Source organism: Snodgrassella sp. B3800, assembly GCF_026535865.1.
Lineage (GTDB): Bacteria > Pseudomonadota > Gammaproteobacteria > Burkholderiales > Neisseriaceae > Snodgrassella > Snodgrassella alvi_E.
This window is the reverse complement of the sequence record NZ_JAFNPH010000006.1, coordinates 14,791-32,892: the sequence shown is the minus strand read 5'-3', so window position 1 is coordinate 32,892 and position 18,102 is coordinate 14,791. Positions and strand designations below refer to the sequence as shown.

Here is an 18,102-nt window from a genome sequence, read left to right as displayed (position 1 = left end):
TTTTAAATATAAACTTTTCTCGTAGTTTATTATTCAAATATCTTATTAATTTAGAGTGGTTGGTAAATACTAGCTAAATCATCTCAATTAAATGCGTAATTGAATCGTGTTTATGGGATTAATTCATCTTTTTTATCTATTAAACTAAGTTGTAATTAAAAAGTTTTCCTCTAATTATCACAAATATAAATTCTAATAAATAACTTATACTTTAAAAATAAACTTAAATATCAATTAAAATTTAATTGATATGTATCAATAGATGTATTTTTTAAGCCAAAATATAGGTTTGATTTATAATGTAATTAAATGTTAATATAAATTGCATTATATTTATATAGTGTTAACAAAGACCAACTTACAATTATAGATAGATTGATTTATGAATAAAATATATAAACTTATCTGGAATGCCAGAGAACATGCTTATGTGGTGACTTCAGAATTGGCTCGCAAAAGTGGAAAAGTTGTAGGAGTTAAAGTACTTACCTTGCTAGGTGCACTCGCATTAAGTGCAAATGTTGCTTCCGCAGCAGAAGACTTGGTAATTTCAGATAAAGATAAAGCCAACGGAAAAGATATTGTGTTTATTAGCAATATTGATTCGGATAATGGTATAGGCTCTCCAGCCCTCCCTTTTGAAGTCTTTAATTTGAAAGATGGCCAGAATATTAGAGTAGAACTTGAGAGAAAAGGGGATTTGGGCAGTATTTGGGGGTTGAATAACGGAACTGGAGAAACCACTGTTAATATAAAAGGAGATGTTATTTCTTCAGGAAATTTATTTTTTCCTTCTTCCGAGGATCCTGCTGAATCAACAGATGAAAATTTTCTATTTGATGATGCGGTTAGCATGACTAACTCTGAACAAGCAACTAATCTTACAGTCAATCAGGAAGAAAGTAGCATCATTAAAGCTAAAAACACCGGTATTGTGGCATCTAATAATGGTACTGGTTCTACCAAAATTAATATTGCAGGAACAATAGCAGCAACAACAGCCGTCTACGCAGATAGTGGTGAAAAAACTCAAGATGTGACTATCACGCAGTCAGCTCCCAGTAAAATTGAAGGTTCAGTTAACGGAATTGTAGTAAATAATCAGGGTAAGGGAGCAACAAATATTGATATAGCCGGTAATGTAAGCTCAACTGGTAATGCAACCATTCCGGAAGATCCTGAAAATCCAGACAGTGAACGATATAATTCTGGTAGTGGTATTATTGCCATAAATAATACAAACGCTACGGACCTGAATATAACTCAGTCTTCAGCCGCCAGTTTAATTCAAGGTGGAGCAACAGGAATTACGGCATCCAATTCAGGTGTTGGTTCTACCACGATAACTACTGCTGGCACGGTAATTGCTGATGGCATAGCAGAAAATGGTATTGGTATTGCCGCTTCCAATACTCAAACAGCCAAAGCAATCCATATAAACCAGACTTCAGGAAATATTAAAGGTAAAGAAAAAGGCATATCTGCAAGTAATTTCGGCCAAGGCAATACCGAAATCACTACTGCAGGAAATGTTACTGGTAATAAAGACGCCGGTATCGATGTTACTAATATGAACTTTGATTATCCTGATACTGAAACAAGAGCAGAAACCAAATCGAAGACCGATATCATTATTAATCAAACTGCCGGAAGCATTATTGGTGGTACAGATGGTATTACTGCTGTTAATGAAACTGGTGGAAAAGTTTCGGTGACTACAGCCGGTAAAGTAGAAGGTAAAACTGGAGCCGGAATTCAGGTTGTATCAGGTACAGCACCAGTTTCAGATATTGATGAAAGCGGTGAAGATACAAGTTCAGCATTTGCTTTAAATAAAAAAGTCGCAACAAAAGCCGGTGATGAAAATGGAAAAGCATATTTAGGCGGTATCAATATTGTTCAGCAAAGTGGTGAAATCAAAGGTGTTGCTAGTGGTATAGATGCCAACAACTACGAATCGGGTGCGGTTAATATTCAGGTGAGTGGCAATGTGAGTGCAACAGGCACTCAATTTCAGGAAGCTGACAAACCAGAAACTGAATATGGTACTGGTATAGGTATTAATGCATTAAATGATGGAGAAAATACCACTGACCTAAATATAAGTCAGTTGGCGGAAAGCAGTAAAATTCTGGGCACAGCAGGCGGCATCAGTGCAAATAATTTTGGCATAGGTTCAACCTCCATCACCACAGTAGGAACAGTGATAGCTACTGGACCGGGAGAATATGGAAGTGGTATTTCTGCTTTCAATGGTGAAATGGCCAATGCCATCACTATTACCCAGACCAGAGGTGAGATTAAAGGAGACCAGAACGGAATATTGGCAACCAATACAGGCAAAGGTTCAACAGTAATTACAACTGCAGCAAATGTAATAGGAACCAAAGGCGCTGGTATTCAAGCAAACAATATAAACTGGAGTGACACGGGTGCTAAGACAGATATCAAAGTAGATCAAACTGCCGGAAATATTACTGGTGGTACAGACGGTATCACTGCTGTTAATGCAACTGGTGGCAATATTACAGTTGGTGTTGCCGGTAAGGTGACGGGGGGTAGTGGTGCAGGTATTGCTACTAATATTCCAAATGGTATTGTTTCTTATACAACCGAAAAAACTGCAGGGATTAGTAATATTACTCTGAACCGTGGTGCAGATGTTTTTGCTGTGTCAGGGGTAGCGATTATAGATGGTGATAATGATGCTAATGTTATTTTAAATGGTGGTTCTAAAGTAGCTGGCCAAATTAATCTTGGTAAAGGCAACGATACGCTCACTATCAATAATGGCTCAGATATTTCTGGAGTGACTGTGCTGGATGGTGGCAACGATAATGATACCGGGCCAGATAGCAGTACTGATAAACTGTATCTCAATACCAGTCTGCGTGGTTCTTCAGAAACTTCTCGAAATGGAGAGGTAGGCATTATTAACTGGGAAGATATTAATCTGGGAGAATCAGCTAAACTGACATTAACAGGCAATCTGAATACCCAAAACCTCAATATTGGTTCTGGATCCGAATTAAAGCTTGATAATGTTTCAAATAGTGCTACGGAAGATTCACCGCACGAAGTGGCCGTAAAAGGTAATGTTAAAAATTCTGGTAGCATTAATATGGTGAACGGTAATGGGGGTGACCGCCTCACTATTCAGGGTAACTATCACGGTAATAAAGGCAGTAAGCTGCTTATGGAAGTGACGCCAAAACAGAATCAGGCTGATAAATTACATATTACGGGAGATGCCACGGGTAGGACTGCGATTGATTTCACTGATGTAAGTGGGCTGGGAGCCAATACTGCCGGTACAAAAGGGGTTGAAATCGTTTCAGCAGATGGCAAAGCTGATGGTGAAGTGTTTACCTTGCTTCGTGATCATGTTGATGCGGGTGCTTATGAATACCGACTGAAAAAAAGTGAAGATAATAAATGGAATTTGTTATCTGAAAAAATTCCTGATACTGGAAACAAAACAAAACCCAAAACTGCATATCGTAAGGAAGTACCATTATTAAGTGCTGTAGGGGCTCAACTGCGTCAGGCTGATAGTCTGATGCTAGCGGATATGCATAAGCGGATTGGTGCGACACCTGCTCCAGATGAACGCAAGGCATGGGGCCGAGTGATTGCGAATCGCAGCGATATTCGTCAGAGCGGTGTAGCTCATGTTCGCAGCAAGGGTAATTACGCCGGTTTACAACTAGGCAGTGATGTTTGGACCAGTAATGGCCTGAGAGTTGGTGGCTATCTGGGCTATTTGCACGGTAATCTGGATGTAGATGGTTTTGCCAGTGGAGTAGATGGCAAAGTTGGTAAAAACAGCACCAAGTCCTATTTCCTAGGCGCATATGGTAACTATACCCGAGATAGTGGAACCTATCTGGATGTAGTGCTGCAGGGCGCACGCCACAATGCTGATATCAAGCCGGATAATGCATCAGACAGTAAACAGAAAGGCCACGGTATCACGGCTTCTGTAGAAGTAGGCCAGCCATTTGCACTTGGCAGCAGTAGCTGGAAGTTCGAACCTCAGGCACAAATTATGCATCAATGGTTAGATCTGAATGATATTGATATCAGTGGTAATACCAAAGTTAAGCAGGATCATGACAATGCATGGTTATTCCGTTTGGGTGGACGTTTAGAAGGAAACTATCCGGTAAATAAAGGTGTACTACGACCTTATGCGCGTTTAAATTTCTTCTATTCTCCTAATGGTGCAGATACCAGCAGTTTTGCAACTAAAGCTGCCTCTACAACATTGCGTACTGGTGCTTCTCATGCTAATACTGAAATGGCCATCGGAGGAAGCTATGAAATTACTGATAAAGTAAAAGCATATGGCGAAATCGGCCATACCTGGTCTAATGGTAATGATGCACATGTGAAGTCACCGGTTAATGGTTCAGTGGGACTGAGGGTAAACTGGTAACTATCATTGATTTAAGTACATGAAGTGAGTAGGACTGAATCGCAGATTGATTCAGTCCTTTTTCTATTCTATGATTTTTTTGATAATTTAATTAATAAAGTATCATAACAATATAGGCTTGAATAATACTACTGTTAAACAATATTTTTGGTAATTCAGGTTGATAATAATTTTTTAACACCTATACGGCATATATCGAAGGTATGAATCCCGTTACTAATGAATTTATGCGATAAAATTTAATTAAAATTAAGTATGTAGCTTTAAACGTCAATCGGTAAAGAAAATATAAAATTTACGTTTCTTCTTCATCCCATTTTTGCAATAACTCGAGTGGTATGGCATTGATTACTTCGGAAAAGCGTTTACCTACCATGCGTTCTGCTTGACGCAGGAGGGGGATAGTAGGGCTGCTGGGCTCGTTGGCTTCAAACCAGTGACGTATATTCTCAATGCGCTGAAGGGCGTCATAACGGTCGGCAATAGCTACAGGCATCAGTTCTTGTAAAACATCATTTGTAAGGGATTCGTGATTAAGAGAAGAATCTACATCTTCTTTTATAATTTCAGGTGCGTTATCAATATGGGTGTTGTTTTGTTCTGGTAGGTTATTTTCTTCGGGTGTTTCTCTTTTGGGAGCAGATCGGTTTTCATTATCCTGAAAATAGCTCAATATTTTTTTCAGCGAACTAAAATCCGGTGCATTGAGTTTTAAATTCTCATCGGCCCATGTTTGCAATTTTTCTACAATTGGTAGCACTTCATCTAGTGCTATCAGCGCCGGTGTATTTCGCAGACGCAAATCAAGCAATTGCCGTCGTACGGAGTCTGGAGCCAGAGCATCAGCCGGACGGGGAATTGATAAAGAGCGCTCTACATCCCGAATTTGTAATCGCAATGCCGCATTACTAGACAGGACAATCCCGCGAATATCTGCCATAACACCTTGCGGGTCTGTCAGACCGGCAAGCGCATTACTGCGAACCAGTGCCGCATCCTCTTCATCACCATTTTCATCTGATTCAATCTGTGGATATATTTCCTGTGAATAAGTGGTGCAGGCCTCTTCAAGTAAACTTAATCCTTCAAGAAGACCTTTGGCTCCGTTTAACTGGATTCTGCTGCGCAGAAAGATAATATAAATTCGGATGTCTTTAGTCCGTAGCAACAATCTTAGTGCATCGCGTTCAACTTCATTCCAGTTAATTCCTTCCGGTTTGTTAACGAAATCACCATATTGAGCTTCAGGTTGTTCGGTAGATTTAGAAAGTAACAGCAGAAATTCTGGGTCATATTCGAGATTACTGCCACATGGCTGTTCTGCAGAAACGGGAGCAAGCAAGTCTGCATATTGGTGTTTCTGTTTTATATTTTTATTGCTCATCTTTTTCTCACAACTGTCTGATGCTGGAATATTGTTCTGGTTCATACGTCATACCCGCCACTGGAAGATCATTCATAGACTGACCCAGCCAGGTAGTCCATCCTAAACGCTGGTCAGAACTCATTTGCGCTGGAGGGGCTGAACGCGGATTCAGTTGTAGTTGTATTTCCCACTCATATTCATATCCGATAAACGCCCTAACCCATTCGATTAAGCGTGGTAAGTCGCGTCCGTTAGGTAAAAAATGTAAGTAATCATCCAAATTCAATGGGCCAATAGTTAAGCGGAATTTATGCTGTCGATCTGGTACCATCTGTCCTACTAATGCGCCTTCTCCTATCACTGATGCGGGTCCGGGTATACCCAGACGGGTACGTTCTTCGGGCGCAACGGCAATCCAGTGTAATACGTATTCTTCAAGGGTAAAGGGTACGCCAAAATAATGAGACAGTGTTGATGTCATTCCATCTGGATTACGGGCTTCGCGCACTAAATGTGCTCCTGCCGCTAATCTGGGATGAGATGGCAAGGGGCTTTCAGCAAATTCTTCCAGGCTCTGACCACTAAGGCTGGCTATAAAAAAAGAAAATTCTTCAGCGTCCTGTCTATCCAGTCCACCGCCAGCAGACTGAGCGCTTTGCCACGCACTATAGAATTGGGTCAGGTAGCGATGGTGAAATAGATCAGCAAAATCTACTAATGTGCTGTCACGGGTACTGTCGCGTCGGCTCAGGGCAATTTCAGTATAATGCATCGGCAAAGGACCATTGGCTCCCCACAATCCCAATCCGAATAATTGAATACGAAATTTTCCTTCTGATGTTAAAGAAGTTGAAGCAATTTCGCGTGGAGCAAAAATCAGTGATGGTGATTGTCCCAGCCGAAACGGTTCTTGCTGTGGTCGTACAGCATCACCTATTGGTAGCTGAAGCGGATATTGAGCACCAAAAAAACGCATCAGACTTAAATACCCATAACGCCATGGCTTCTCGCTAGCCTTATGCAGAATGTCTTGCCATTTTTTTTTATCTGTATTGGGCGAACTGTCCATCTCTTTCATTAGATTGCACCCCTACCGCCCATCCGTACTGGCCAAAGCGCAATCTGACCACGCTGGATACTATGCAAAGCAGTTTGTGTGAACGTATTGATGGCAACATGACGCGATAAGTAGTGCTCCATTACTAATCCAAACAGATAAGGACTAATGCCGGAAAATCCGTCTTCGTCAATTGTCAGCTCGCATTTGACACCTCTTCCGTATACCAAAGGACCTGCACCAGGTAAACGTCGGGTTACTGGTTCAGTTTTGACTCCTATCAAACTTTGTATTTGGCGCAGTTGTGGGCTGTCATGTGTTGGTACAAACAGTCTTAGCATATCCCGTAATGCCTGACCCCCTGGGCGATGAGCCATATCAGACAATGGTAAATAATTGAAAGACAGTTGCCTTATAAGACGCCATGCCAGCTCCCGTTCTGCAAATGGCGCCAGCGGTGGGCGTGGTGCACGGATGAGTCCGATACTTTCAACTGGTACGGAATCATCAATGGAAAGATCATCAATACCATTGCGTGGAACCAATGTTGCCAGATCACGATTGGTTAACCATGCGGTAGCCGAAAGATAACGCAGATATTCAGGATAAGGTGCTTCATTCTGGTCTACCAAAGACAGAAAAATTTCTGTCCCAATATAACTAGTACGGGTACCATATTTTCGGGCATTGTCGGATAGTTTGCGTTGTTCACGACGTAGGGAGAAATATCGGCCGTAATTACCTTCGTCGTTATTAAGAGAGTTATAAAGCGGGCGAAAATTTAGTTCTTCTGTAGTCTGTGGTTTCAGTCCGTGGACAGTTTCAATTGTATAAATTTCATAATCAAGTGGCCGAGATCTGTCCGCAACCAGATGTAACTCAGTGCGGGCTGTATCCAGTTCTATCCTGTCTGTACGTTTACGGAAAAGATTAATTAGTGGTGTACAAAACAAAGCAAATTGTTCTGTACTGGTTTGATTAATTAGCCAGCTATCCGGAATGCGATCCAGCAGAATGATAATTTCAGCTACATTAGCATTGATTTTGCTCAGACCATTGGATAGACCTGTCGGTGTAAAAAAATAAAACCGTTCTGGACAGCTAAAATATTCATGCAACAAATTATGTCCATGGAAAACATCCCATGTAAGCGGTAGTAACCCTTCTCCCGGTTCTAACCCTTCATGCACGACCGCATTTTTTACATTAATGTCTAATGCTCCCGTGAAACTTCCCGGATAACCGGCTACCGTTGCAACGGCACTGGTATGCAATAATTCAAACAGATGAGATGCAATTCTGTCTTCACCACACAGATAAATAGGTAAGCGATCCAAACCTTTAATCTGATTAAAGTTGATTTCACCAAATGTGCGTAAGGTCAGACGTAAGGCACCGGCTACTTTAGTGTGAGCCGGCAGATAACGGTTGAGCATCGGCATGTCAGGCGGTGCCCCGGTTAATCTGGCTTCAATGATCTGGATTGGCCATAATGTAACTTCCTGACTATTGCGAAATTCACAAACTGTGTTTTCTCCTACTGGAATACCGGCACGAAAAGTAGAATGTCTGGGTACCTTAAATCCTTGGTGGAAATCACCTTCCGAATGGCTAGGATGAAGCTGTGCTACCGCCATTGATGGGGTGGGTGTGACATAATTCGGATAAATGACTTCCAGCAGACGTTGGGTAAATCGGGGAAATTCAGCGTCTATTTTTAATTGTGTGCGTGCTGTGAGAAAACAGAAAGCCTCTATCATCCTTTCTACATAGGGATCCGCTATTTCAATACCCTGCATACCCAGACGTTTTGCAATTTTGGGGTGTTGCCGCGAAAACTCAGCGGCCATTTCACGCATGAAAGTGAGTTCTTTGTTGTAATAGTCTAGTAATAACGGATCCATGATTTTTCTATCAGATAATACTTATTCTGTTGGTTTCAAGATCAAATGCACTTTGGACAACAAATGAAGTAGGGTATGGTTCAGTGAGAATGCGTCCGCGTATTTCAAATAATAAGACATTGTAATTTAATTTGGATTCATCTTTCATTAATGGAGCAACACCTAATGAAGAAGCCTCCAATCTTGGTTCAAAACGCATAATTGCACGCCGAATAGCTTTCTCAATATCAATCCATTTGTGCTCATGCATATATTGACCAGCAATAGGAGGCACACCATAGTTGACTACAGAAGCAGCCACCTGTGGATACAAACGTAAATCAATCTCGTCTTCCAGATTAGTGGTATTGAGTAGATACATCAGATCTCGCTGAACTATTTCCCGTAACCGTTCAGAAGAAACTGTGTAATTTTCAGATGTTTCAGTCTTACGAGTGGGTGCATCATCCCGTAGGCGATCAAACAATGTAGGTAAGAGATGTGCCTTCGGGCGTAAAGGGGGGAATTGTTCAGCCATTTATTACCCTTTATCAGTCACAAATTCACATGAAGTGATGTCAAGAATGCCGATATCTCCGTGATCTGTTTGCCAGGTTTTTTGCCCTAAAGCCCTTACAGAGGTTTCCCCATGCTCCTTCCAGATAGTTTCACGGCATAACATCAGCGATTCACTTTCTGATTCCGAACCACAGCAGCGACCAAGCAGAAGCGCGTGATGTTCTGAACCATCTGTAAGTGTTATTGAGGCGGGTTTCCAAATTAAATCCAGAATAGAGTGGGGACGTGTGGAAGAAATAGAGCTGATCTGTTCAAATGGAAGCCATGTATAGATACTACCGATTACCAGTTCAATGGTTGGGCCAAGCCATGTATCACTATCTGCAATCCATGCGAATTTACCACCTGGGTCGATAGTACCGGAAACATCTTTAGCTAAGCCCAATGCTGCTTTTCTCATTTCATCTGCTTTTGTCTCATTGTCAGCCTGATTTATAGCAATTGCATCAATTAATAAATCTACCCATTCGGGTTGCTGCTGGATGAATCCCGGACGTTTTTGACCAGAAAAACACTCCTTGCGATATATTTCACATGCAATTAATCCTCGGAAAGCTTGGGCCTGTTGGTCAAAATCAGATTGCATCTGAGCACATGTTTGTAATTGCTTCAGCGCCCGCTGCCAGTCTCCCTTCAGACAAAGTAATTGAAATAACAACCAACGCTGGACATGGTCTGTAGGTTTAGTTTTGATTTGTTGTTCAGTTTCATGTATTACATCAGTCAGAGATCGGTTGGCTAACCATGCTTGCAGCGTTGAAAAATGTTCATCATTTCGGTGTGTGTTGCTCATCCTCAAAATCCTTTTGGTGACTGTCAGCAAATTGTGACATGCGATAATGACTGTCTACGCTAACGGCATGATGCTCTTTTCTGGTTAATGTGGGTGGCATATGTGCATGACTATTCTGCTGTTGCCAGCCCGGAGCGAATAAATGCAAAATTTCGGGTATTTCTTCTGTTTTGAACAGCTCAGCTTCTCTGAGGCTGTCAAGGCCGTTAAAGACATCATCAATGTTTAGTGGCCCAGAAACAATGTCCTGTAAGGTCATTAACGGGTCCAAATTGCCTGAGAGATCGGTTAGATTAACAGTGGATGCAGAACTACTGACATCATTTTTTAGTAATCTTTCCTGCCAGAAATGCTCATTTACTGATAGCTGTGGTGTGTCAAGTGCCTGACGATATTCGTGTAATAAATCCAGAAAAATGGCCTCAGCAGGAGATTCTTCTAATGTCGAATCTTTTGTCTGATATTCAGTACTTTCCAATAGTTCATAAGGCAGGCTTGGCATCACCAGACTGAATGGATTTTCATCTTTCTGCTGAGAAAGCAAATGTGAGTCAAACCATTTTAAATCTAATGGCATAATTTTGTAATCGGCATTGTTTTTGTTGAGTGTTTCAGTTTCGATCTCTGAAGTAAACTGTTGAGCGGGATTAATTTGCCAGATTGATAATCCCCATTCAAAAATATCGCCATCATGCAAAAGACACCAATTATCTGATGCAATCGGCATTCCATTTACTGCGCAGTGAACATTTTGAGAAAGGTTAAGTAGTTGCCAGCCGCTTGCTGACTGACGAATACTTAATGCTAGATTTTCTGTTGCAGGTGATTCTGTTTGAATACTATAAATCGAGGTTTCGGAAAAAAATGCAAATTTTTTTATTTCATAAACCTGACCAACTTTAATTCCACGGCAGTAATCAAGACTTAATAGAAGTGAATTTTCCATAACGTCTTTCAGGTAGTAATTGTTTGTTCTCTGCTAGACCTGAGACCATGAGTTAACTTTCTACAAAAGCTATTGGTAATCTCTGCACTAATATTTATTAATAATATTGTATTTCTGTATAAATGTGTTAAGCAATATTACAGTAATTCGGGATGTATGCATGAATTATCCTTGTTTATAAAAACAAAATCAAGAATTATTCTTGCATCCTTAAGTTTTACATGTTAAATTTTAAATTAACTTCATAATGTTTAAGAAATGTTATAATTTTAATGAAATTTTAGGTATGTTGTTTGTTTTCTCCTTTTAAAAACAAAATAAAGGATACTGGTAAACAAATATGGACATTTCCCGCCAAGCTCTATTTGGTAAACTTAATACAACACTATTCCGCTCTATTGAATCGGCTACAACATTTTGTAAATTACGTGGAAATCCTTATGTTGAGCTCGTGCATTGGGTACACCAGCTCATGCAGGAAAATGATGGCGATGTTATTCGAATACTGCGGCATTATGAAGCGGATATCGCCAAAATTGAGCAGGATATTTCACGTAACCTGCTTTTGCTGCCATCTGGAGCAAGTTCAATCAGTGATTTTTCCCACCATATAGATTTAGCAATTGAGCGGGCGTGGGTTTACGCTACTCTCACGTTTAAAGATTATAAAATTCGAGGAGCTTGGTTATTTGCCGCTTTGGTACTGACGCCTGAATTGCGTCGTGTATTGACAGGAGTTTCTGGCGAATTTACCAAAATTCCTCAGGAAGAATTAGCAGAATCATTACCTGAAATAATTAAACAGTCCCCTGAATCTCAGGATCGTCCTTACGATGATGCTGGCTATGCAGCTGCCATTCCTGGTGAAGCCAGTCAGTCGTTAATGGATAATAGTCAAGATAGTAAATCTGCTCTGGCAAGATATTGTACAGACCTGACAGAAGAAGCAAAACAGGGTCGGATAGATCCAGTTATCGGTCGTGAGCATGAAATACGCACCATGATAGATATTTTGTTGCGCCGTCGTCAGAATAATCCTTTATTAACGGGAGAAGCCGGTGTAGGCAAAACCGCTGTAGTAGAAGGATTTGCTTTGGCTATTGCCCACGGGGAAGTGCCACCGAGTCTTTCAGAAGTAAGATTATTGTCCTTAGATGTGGGTGCATTACTGGCTGGTGCCAGTATGAAGGGTGAATTTGAATCACGTTTAAAATCAGTATTGGAAGAGGCTAGCCATTCAGCAAACCCAATCATAATATTTGTTGACGAAGTCCACACTCTGGTGGGCGCAGGAGGAACTTCTGGTACCGGTGATGCAGCAAATCTGCTAAAACCTGCTCTGGCAAGGGGTACTTTACGTACCATTGGTGCTACAACATGGAGTGAATATAAACGGCATATTGAAAAGGATCCAGCTCTAACGCGCCGGTTTCAGGTTTTACAAGTAGCCGAACCGGAAGAAGCTGCGGCCATTAATATGGTCCGCGGTCTGGTTTCAACATTTGAAAACCATCATGGCGTAATTGTGATGGATGAGGCAGTGAGAGCTGCAGTTAAATTATCCCATCGTTATATTCCATCACGCCAATTGCCAGACAAAGCCATTAGCCTTCTGGATACAGCGTGTGCAAGGGTTGGTCTGTCGTTGCACACGCCACCCAGTACCGTGCAATACCTGCGTCAGCAGCTAAGCGCTGCACAAACTGAACTGGATCTATTAAGTAAACAACAACGTATTGGTTTGTTTACAGGGGAGTTGACTGAAGTAGAACTGCGTATAGAAGCACTTTCAGTTGAGCTGGAAACCGAAGAAGCACGTTGGCAACAGGAGCTGCAAGCTGTAGATAAATTAATAGCTGCACGTGCATGCTGTCAGAACAATGATGATAAGGCTCTTTTGGAGCAACTGTCAGAAATTGAAACAGCTTTACGAGCGTTACAAGGTGATGTCCCAGTAGTTTTTCCAGAAGTTAGCGAAAGCGTTGTGGCTGCAATTGTCTCTGACTGGACTGGTATTCCGGTTGGTAGGATGGTCAAGGATGAGGTGGGAGCCGTACTGAATCTTTCTGTTAATCTGGCGCAGCGTGTAGTGGGGCAGGATGATGCGCTTGACCAGATCGGAGAACGTATCCAGACCGCACGCTGTGGTTTAACAGATCCTAATAAGCCGGTTGGCGTCTTTTTGCTGGTAGGCCCTTCTGGTGTTGGTAAAACTGAAACGGCGCTGGCACTCTCTGAAGCCATGTACGGTGGTGAGCAAAACCTGATCACCATCAATATGAGTGAGTTTCAGGAAGCACACACTGTCTCTACTCTTAAAGGTGCACCTCCAGGCTATGTTGGCTATGGTGAAGGTGGCGTCCTTACCGAAGCGGTACGTCGACGGCCATATAGTGTGGTATTGCTGGATGAGATAGAAAAAGCCCATCGCGATGTACATGAAATTTTTTATCAAGTCTTTGATAAAGGCATGATGGAGGATGGCGAGGGCTTAAATATTGACTTTAAAAACACCGTCATTCTGATGACCAGTAACGTAGGCTCTGATCTGGTTTCTCAATTATATGATGACCCAGCACTCGCCCCGGATTGGTCAACGCTGAAAGAAGTGCTGATGCCGGAGTTACGTAAACATTTTCCGGCAGCATTTATTGGTCGGTTAACCATTATTCCTTATTTGCCATTAGCAGATGAAGCACTGAGTAGTATTGCTCGCCTGCACCTCAACCGTATCGTACTAAGAATGCGTGAACAGCACGGTATTGCATTAAATTATGACGAGGCATTGGTAGAGCATATTGTACAGCACTGCCCCATGCATGAAACAGGTGCTAGATTACTCATCGGATATATCGAACAGCATATTTTGCCAGCCCTTTCACGCTACTGGCTTCAGGCTTTAACAGAAAAAAAAGCTGTGGAATCTATCAATATAAGTATTGACCCTAGCCATACTGAAAATCCAATTATTTTTTCGGTTGTACCTGTCTAGTCAAACATCGTAAAGCAGTAACCTTAATGACCGGTGCAGACCGGTAGTGATTGATAAAAGAAAAGGAAGCAGAAATGGCGGTATTTAACAACAGTGCCCAGAAATTTATTCAGCGTAATCGTGCACCAAGGGTACAAATAGAGTATGACGTAGAGATTTATGGTTCTGAGAAAAAAATTGAATTGCCATTTGTAATGGCAGTGCTTGCTGATTTATCCGGTAAACCGGCAGAAGACTTGCCGCCGGTTGGGGAGCGTAAATTCCTAACCATTGATATTGATAATTTTGATGAGCGAATGAAAGCCATTCAACCACGTGTCGCTTTTGCTGTACCGAATACCCTATCTGGTGAAGGGCAGCTGATGGTAGATATCACTTTCGAAAGTATGGAAGATTTTTCTCCGGCAAGAGTGGCTCAGAAAGTTGATGCACTCAAACAATTACTGGATGCACGTACTCAGCTGGCAAACCTACAGACTTATATGGATGGTAAATCCGGAGCAGAGAATCTGGTTAACCAGCTGTTACAGAATCCTGGTCTTCTACAGGCATTAGCCAAAGCACCTAAACCCCAGCCTGCAGCAGGAGATAACCAAGCTTCAGCATCTGCTGATACCGAATAATAACCCAAGTTCAAAGTCTATTTGTACGTATTGATTGAGGAGCATTCATGGCTACGCAGTCCCAACAACAATCAGATGTTGCACTGGCAGAGCGCCCAGTTGCACAATCCGAATTTAGTAATTTACTGACCAAAGAATTCAAACCAAAAACTGATCAGGCAGCTAAAGCAGTTGAACAGGCAGTGAAAACATTAGCCGAACAGGCTTTGTCACACTCAGTTACCATCAGTGATGACGCCTACAAAAGTATCGAGGCTATTATCGCTGAAATCGACCATAAGCTTTCCGAACAAATTAATCTCATCCTGCATCATGAAGCTTTCCAGAAACTGGAATCATCTTGGCGTGGCTTGTTTCATCTGGTTTCTAATACCGAAGTGGATGAACATCTGAAAATACGTTTCATGAATTTGTCTAAAAATGATTTACGACGCAGCATGAAACGGTTTAAAGGTATTGCTTGGGATCAAAGTCCGTTATTCAAACAGATTTATGAAGAAGAATATGGACAATTGGGTGGGGAACCCTATGGTTGCATGATTGCAGACTATTATTTCGATCATACCCCACCGGATGTTGATTTATTGGGTTCGGTAGCCAAAGTGGCTTCTGCTTCACATATGCCGTTTATTGCAGGTGCTTCACCTTCTGTGCTGCAAATGGATTCATGGCAGGAACTAGCTAATCCACGTGATTTAACTAAAATTGTTACCCAGAATTTGGAATATGCTCCGTGGAATTCTTTACGTGCCAGTGAAGATTCACGTTATCTTGGTCTGGCGATGCCGCGCTTTCTTGCTCGCTTACCATACGGTATTAACACCAATCCAGTCGATGAATTCGATTTTGAAGAAGATACAGACGGGTCTGATCACCGTAAATATGTGTGGAGCAATGCAGCTTACGCAATGGGTGTCAATATCAACCGGTCATTTAAAAATTTCGGTTGGTGTACCATGATTCGCGGCGTAGAGTCTGGTGGTGCTGTGGAAAATCTGCCTTGTCATACATTTCCGACTGATGACGGTGGCGTAGATATGAAATGTCCGACTGAAATTGCTATCTCAGACCGTCGTGAAGCTGAATTATCTAAAAATGGTTTTATTCCTCTGATTCACCGTAAAAACACAGATTATGCTGCTTTCATCGGTGCTCAGTCTTTGCAAAAACCTCAGGAATACTACGATCCTGATGCAACAGCCAACGCCAATTTATCCGCACGCTTACCCTATCTATTTGCCTGCTCACGCTTTGCGCATTTTTTGAAATGTATTGTACGTGACAAAATCGGCTCATTTAAAGAACGTGAAGATATGCAGCGCTGGCTGAATGAATGGATTATGAATTATGTTGATGCCGATCCGGTAAATTCTTCACAGGAAACCAAAGCGCGTCGTCCGCTGGCTGCTGCTGAAGTGGTGGTAGAAGAAGTGGAAGGAAATCCTGGTTATTACGATGCTAAATTTTTCCTGCGGCCTCACTTTCAGCTAGAAGGCTTAACCGGTTCTTTACGTCTGGTTGCTAAGTTGCCATCTGTGAAACAGACAGCGACTGAATAGCATGATTTTGATCAATACCCAGATAAGATAAAAGCTATTTATTTCTGAGCCCACATTAAATGAGTTCAGATTGATTCCAGATATCCGGATGCCAGCAAAGTCGTGAAGATTTTCAGCATTATTGAAAAGTAATAATGAAAATGAAAAGCAAAATCTTGAACAATATGTTGTTTGTATTCTGTTTTGGTTTTGTGCAAACAGCGGCTGCTTACGAACTGGTTTGTCCAGAGTCTGTTAAGGTAAAAGCTGGTATTCCGGAGTTGGAGTCAGTACCTCTTAATTGGGTGGTATCTAAATACAAAGACACATTATTAAGACTGGATGGTGCAGGAGTCTATAGTGGAAAACCTGTTGATTTAGCTCAGTTAAAACCACAACCTATTGTCGTAAAGGGTAAAAAGCATTATCCGGCTTGGGAAGTAGACAGTAAGCTTGATTTAGATGGTGCAGGTTCTTGGCTAAGCTGCTCATATAACCATAATCAGGTGCAACTGACTAGAAGCATTGATTCAACTATGAAAGTTTGCTGGGCAGTTTATTCTAAAGATTCTCAGGGCGGATTACTTGCAAAACTAAAATGTCAGTAATTCAGTTTTTCAATAAATAATTTTTCCGCGATAGTCGTGTATGACGCTAAGCGGATGATGTAGTACTTCTTTAATAGTAAACAACAAAGGAGCCAATATGGCACACGACATTTTCTTGAAAATTGATGGCATTGACGGAGAATCTCCGGATGCACAACATAAAAATGAAATTCAGGTACTAAACTGGAACTGGGGAATCACTCAGGAATCTTCTATGCAGTCTGGTAGTGGTTTGGGTACCGGTCGTGCAACGGTTCATGACCTGCAATTTGAACATTACATTGATCGTTCCAGTCCTAATCTAATGAAATACTGTTTAACTGGTAAGCATATTCCGGAAGCAAAATTAGTGATGCGTAAAGCAGGTGGAACACCTTTAGAATACCTGAAAATCACAATGAATGACCTGATTGTATCAAGTGTAATGCCTTCCGGTAGCAGCACTGATGAGCAGAATCCGCGCGAAATGGTGCGTTTATCTTTCTCTAAAGTGAAGCAGGAATATGTTGTACAGAATCAGCAGGGCGGCAGTGGCGGTACTGTAACTGCTCAATACGACATCAAGGCCAATAAAGAAGCCTAAGATTAAGTAATGCCTCATCTGTCATGTGTTTGAAGGCAAAGTGTTTTTCAATGCAATAAGGATCATCAGAGAGCCTAAAAATTCTCTGATGATATTAACTAATTTGGTCGGAAAATAGCTATCTGGCATTACCATAAATGGTGATGGAATTTGAATAAAATATATCAGTGTTATCGGGAACTATATCGAACTGGCCGCTTTATCTTAATCTGCATTTTGTTTTTGAGTGTAGTTGGTTGCCGGTCTGTGCAGGATGTAAAAGAACAAACACGTCTGGAATTGCGTATTGAAGCTGCTGAAAATGTTAATCCTGATGAAAAAGGTCGTGCTGCGCCTATTCAAGTACGCATATACGAATTAAAAAATGACAACGCATTCACATCTGCAGATTTTTACACACTACAGGATGATGATAAATCAGTATTAGGTAATGATCTGCTCGTAAGCGATGAATTTATACTGCGGCCGGGAGAAATCAAAACCATCCGGCGCAGAACCAATCCTGAAACGACAGTTATTGGCGTATTGGCTGGTTACCGCAGTCTTACGCGTTCTCAGTGGCGTGAAACCTACAGACTGGCCGATGCTCCGTATGCAACTTGGTATCGGGAATGGTGGCCACTGAAAAAAGCAAAGCTGGATATAAATATCGGACAGAGGGCCATAGTGGTCACTGAAGTGGATTAAAGCAGAGGA

13 protein-coding genes are annotated in these 18,102 nt (G+C 41.6%); 7 read left to right on the top strand and 6 right to left on the bottom strand.

The genetic code is table 11. The features are described from left to right. Window positions 1-382: 382 nt before the first annotated feature. Window positions 383-4,438 (top strand): autotransporter outer membrane beta-barrel domain-containing protein, encoded by a 4,056-nt coding sequence (locus tag J3U64_RS08630; RefSeq protein WP_267408944.1) that lies wholly within the window; start codon window positions 383-385, stop codon window positions 4,436-4,438. A gap of 295 nt (window positions 4,439-4,733) precedes the next feature. On the opposite strand, the gene J3U64_RS08625 is transcribed toward J3U64_RS08630, so the two are convergent. The 6 genes from J3U64_RS08625 to tagK are packed head-to-tail and all read right to left on the bottom strand — an operon-like array spanning window position 4,734 to window position 11,062. Next, window positions 4,734-5,867 carry an ImpA family type VI secretion system protein gene (locus tag J3U64_RS08625; RefSeq protein WP_267408943.1) on the bottom strand — a complete coding sequence of 378 codons (1,134 nt, stop codon included), beginning with the start codon at window positions 5,865-5,867 and terminating at the stop codon, window positions 4,734-4,736. Further along, on the bottom strand, window positions 5,830-6,882 hold the full coding sequence (gene tssG / locus J3U64_RS08620; protein WP_267408942.1) for a type VI secretion system baseplate subunit TssG: 1,053 nt from the start codon (window positions 6,880-6,882) through the stop codon (window positions 5,830-5,832). Before tssG ends, J3U64_RS08625 begins: the two co-directional genes overlap by 38 nt. Beyond that, window positions 6,882-8,765, bottom strand: a complete 1,884-nt coding sequence (tssF, locus tag J3U64_RS08615; RefSeq protein ID WP_267392069.1) for a type VI secretion system baseplate subunit TssF — start codon at window positions 8,763-8,765, stop codon at window positions 6,882-6,884. The genes tssG and tssF overlap by 1 nt, the downstream gene beginning before the upstream one ends. Before the next feature lie 10 nt (window positions 8,766-8,775). Beyond that, entirely contained in the window at window positions 8,776-9,282 is a 507-nt protein-coding gene (gene tssE / locus J3U64_RS08610; protein ID WP_267408941.1) for a type VI secretion system baseplate subunit TssE, read from the bottom strand. A 3-nt stretch (window positions 9,283-9,285) separates the two neighbouring features. Further along, complete coding sequence (locus tag J3U64_RS08605; RefSeq protein WP_267408940.1) at window positions 9,286-10,116, bottom strand: type VI secretion system accessory protein TagJ; 831 nt, start codon at window positions 10,114-10,116, stop codon at window positions 9,286-9,288. Beyond that, window positions 10,094-11,062: a type VI secretion system-associated protein TagK gene (gene tagK, locus J3U64_RS08600; RefSeq protein ID WP_267408939.1), complete on the bottom strand. Its 969-nt coding sequence runs from the start codon at window positions 11,060-11,062 to the stop codon at window positions 10,094-10,096. The genes J3U64_RS08605 and tagK overlap by 23 nt, the downstream gene beginning before the upstream one ends. A gap of 340 nt (window positions 11,063-11,402) precedes the next feature. Between tagK and tssH the strand changes: the two genes are divergently transcribed. From tssH to tssJ, 6 genes are all read left to right on the top strand, one after another. Next, the gene (tssH, locus tag J3U64_RS08595; RefSeq protein WP_267404428.1) at window positions 11,403-14,054 is read left to right on the top strand and encodes a type VI secretion system ATPase TssH; all 2,652 of its coding nucleotides are present in this window, start codon (window positions 11,403-11,405) and stop codon (window positions 14,052-14,054) included. 74 nt (window positions 14,055-14,128) lie between these two features. Continuing rightward, complete coding sequence (tssB, locus tag J3U64_RS08590) at window positions 14,129-14,677, top strand: type VI secretion system contractile sheath small subunit (RefSeq protein ID WP_267408938.1); 549 nt, start codon at window positions 14,129-14,131, stop codon at window positions 14,675-14,677. 47 nt (window positions 14,678-14,724) lie between these two features. Next, window positions 14,725-16,236: a type VI secretion system contractile sheath large subunit gene (gene tssC, locus J3U64_RS08585; protein ID WP_100141421.1), complete on the top strand. Its 1,512-nt coding sequence runs from the start codon at window positions 14,725-14,727 to the stop codon at window positions 16,234-16,236. A gap of 140 nt (window positions 16,237-16,376) precedes the next feature. Further along, window positions 16,377-16,823: an STY0301 family protein gene (locus tag J3U64_RS08580; protein ID WP_267408937.1), complete on the top strand. Its 447-nt coding sequence runs from the start codon at window positions 16,377-16,379 to the stop codon at window positions 16,821-16,823. Between the two features lie 97 nt (window positions 16,824-16,920). Beyond that, complete coding sequence (locus tag J3U64_RS08575; RefSeq protein ID WP_100141419.1) at window positions 16,921-17,406, top strand: Hcp family type VI secretion system effector; 486 nt, start codon at window positions 16,921-16,923, stop codon at window positions 17,404-17,406. Window positions 17,407-17,556: 150 nt separating this feature from the next. Further along, window positions 17,557-18,093 carry a type VI secretion system lipoprotein TssJ gene (gene tssJ / locus J3U64_RS08570; RefSeq protein ID WP_267408936.1) on the top strand — a complete coding sequence of 179 codons (537 nt, stop codon included), beginning with the start codon at window positions 17,557-17,559 and terminating at the stop codon, window positions 18,091-18,093. The last annotated feature ends 9 nt before the right edge of the window (window positions 18,094-18,102 follow it).

Coding starts and splice junctions, on each gene's coding strand:
- J3U64_RS08630 (WP_267408944.1), top strand. CDS start 383: ATGAATAAAATATATAAACTTATCTGGAATGCCAGAGAACATGCTTAT.
- J3U64_RS08625 (WP_267408943.1), bottom strand. CDS start 5,867: ATGAACCAGAACAATATTCCAGCATCAGACAGTTGTGAGAAAAAGATG.
- tssG (WP_267408942.1), bottom strand. CDS start 6,882: ATGAAAGAGATGGACAGTTCGCCCAATACAGATAAAAAAAAATGGCAA.
- tssF (WP_267392069.1), bottom strand. CDS start 8,765: ATGGATCCGTTATTACTAGACTATTACAACAAAGAACTCACTTTCATG.
- tssE (WP_267408941.1), bottom strand. CDS start 9,282: ATGGCTGAACAATTCCCCCCTTTACGCCCGAAGGCACATCTCTTACCT.
- J3U64_RS08605 (WP_267408940.1), bottom strand. CDS start 10,116: ATGAGCAACACACACCGAAATGATGAACATTTTTCAACGCTGCAAGCA.
- tagK (WP_267408939.1), bottom strand. CDS start 11,062: ATGGAAAATTCACTTCTATTAAGTCTTGATTACTGCCGTGGAATTAAA.
- tssH (WP_267404428.1), top strand. CDS start 11,403: ATGGACATTTCCCGCCAAGCTCTATTTGGTAAACTTAATACAACACTA.
- tssB (WP_267408938.1), top strand. CDS start 14,129: ATGGCGGTATTTAACAACAGTGCCCAGAAATTTATTCAGCGTAATCGT.
- tssC (WP_100141421.1), top strand. CDS start 14,725: ATGGCTACGCAGTCCCAACAACAATCAGATGTTGCACTGGCAGAGCGC.
- J3U64_RS08580 (WP_267408937.1), top strand. CDS start 16,377: ATGAAAAGCAAAATCTTGAACAATATGTTGTTTGTATTCTGTTTTGGT.
- J3U64_RS08575 (WP_100141419.1), top strand. CDS start 16,921: ATGGCACACGACATTTTCTTGAAAATTGATGGCATTGACGGAGAATCT.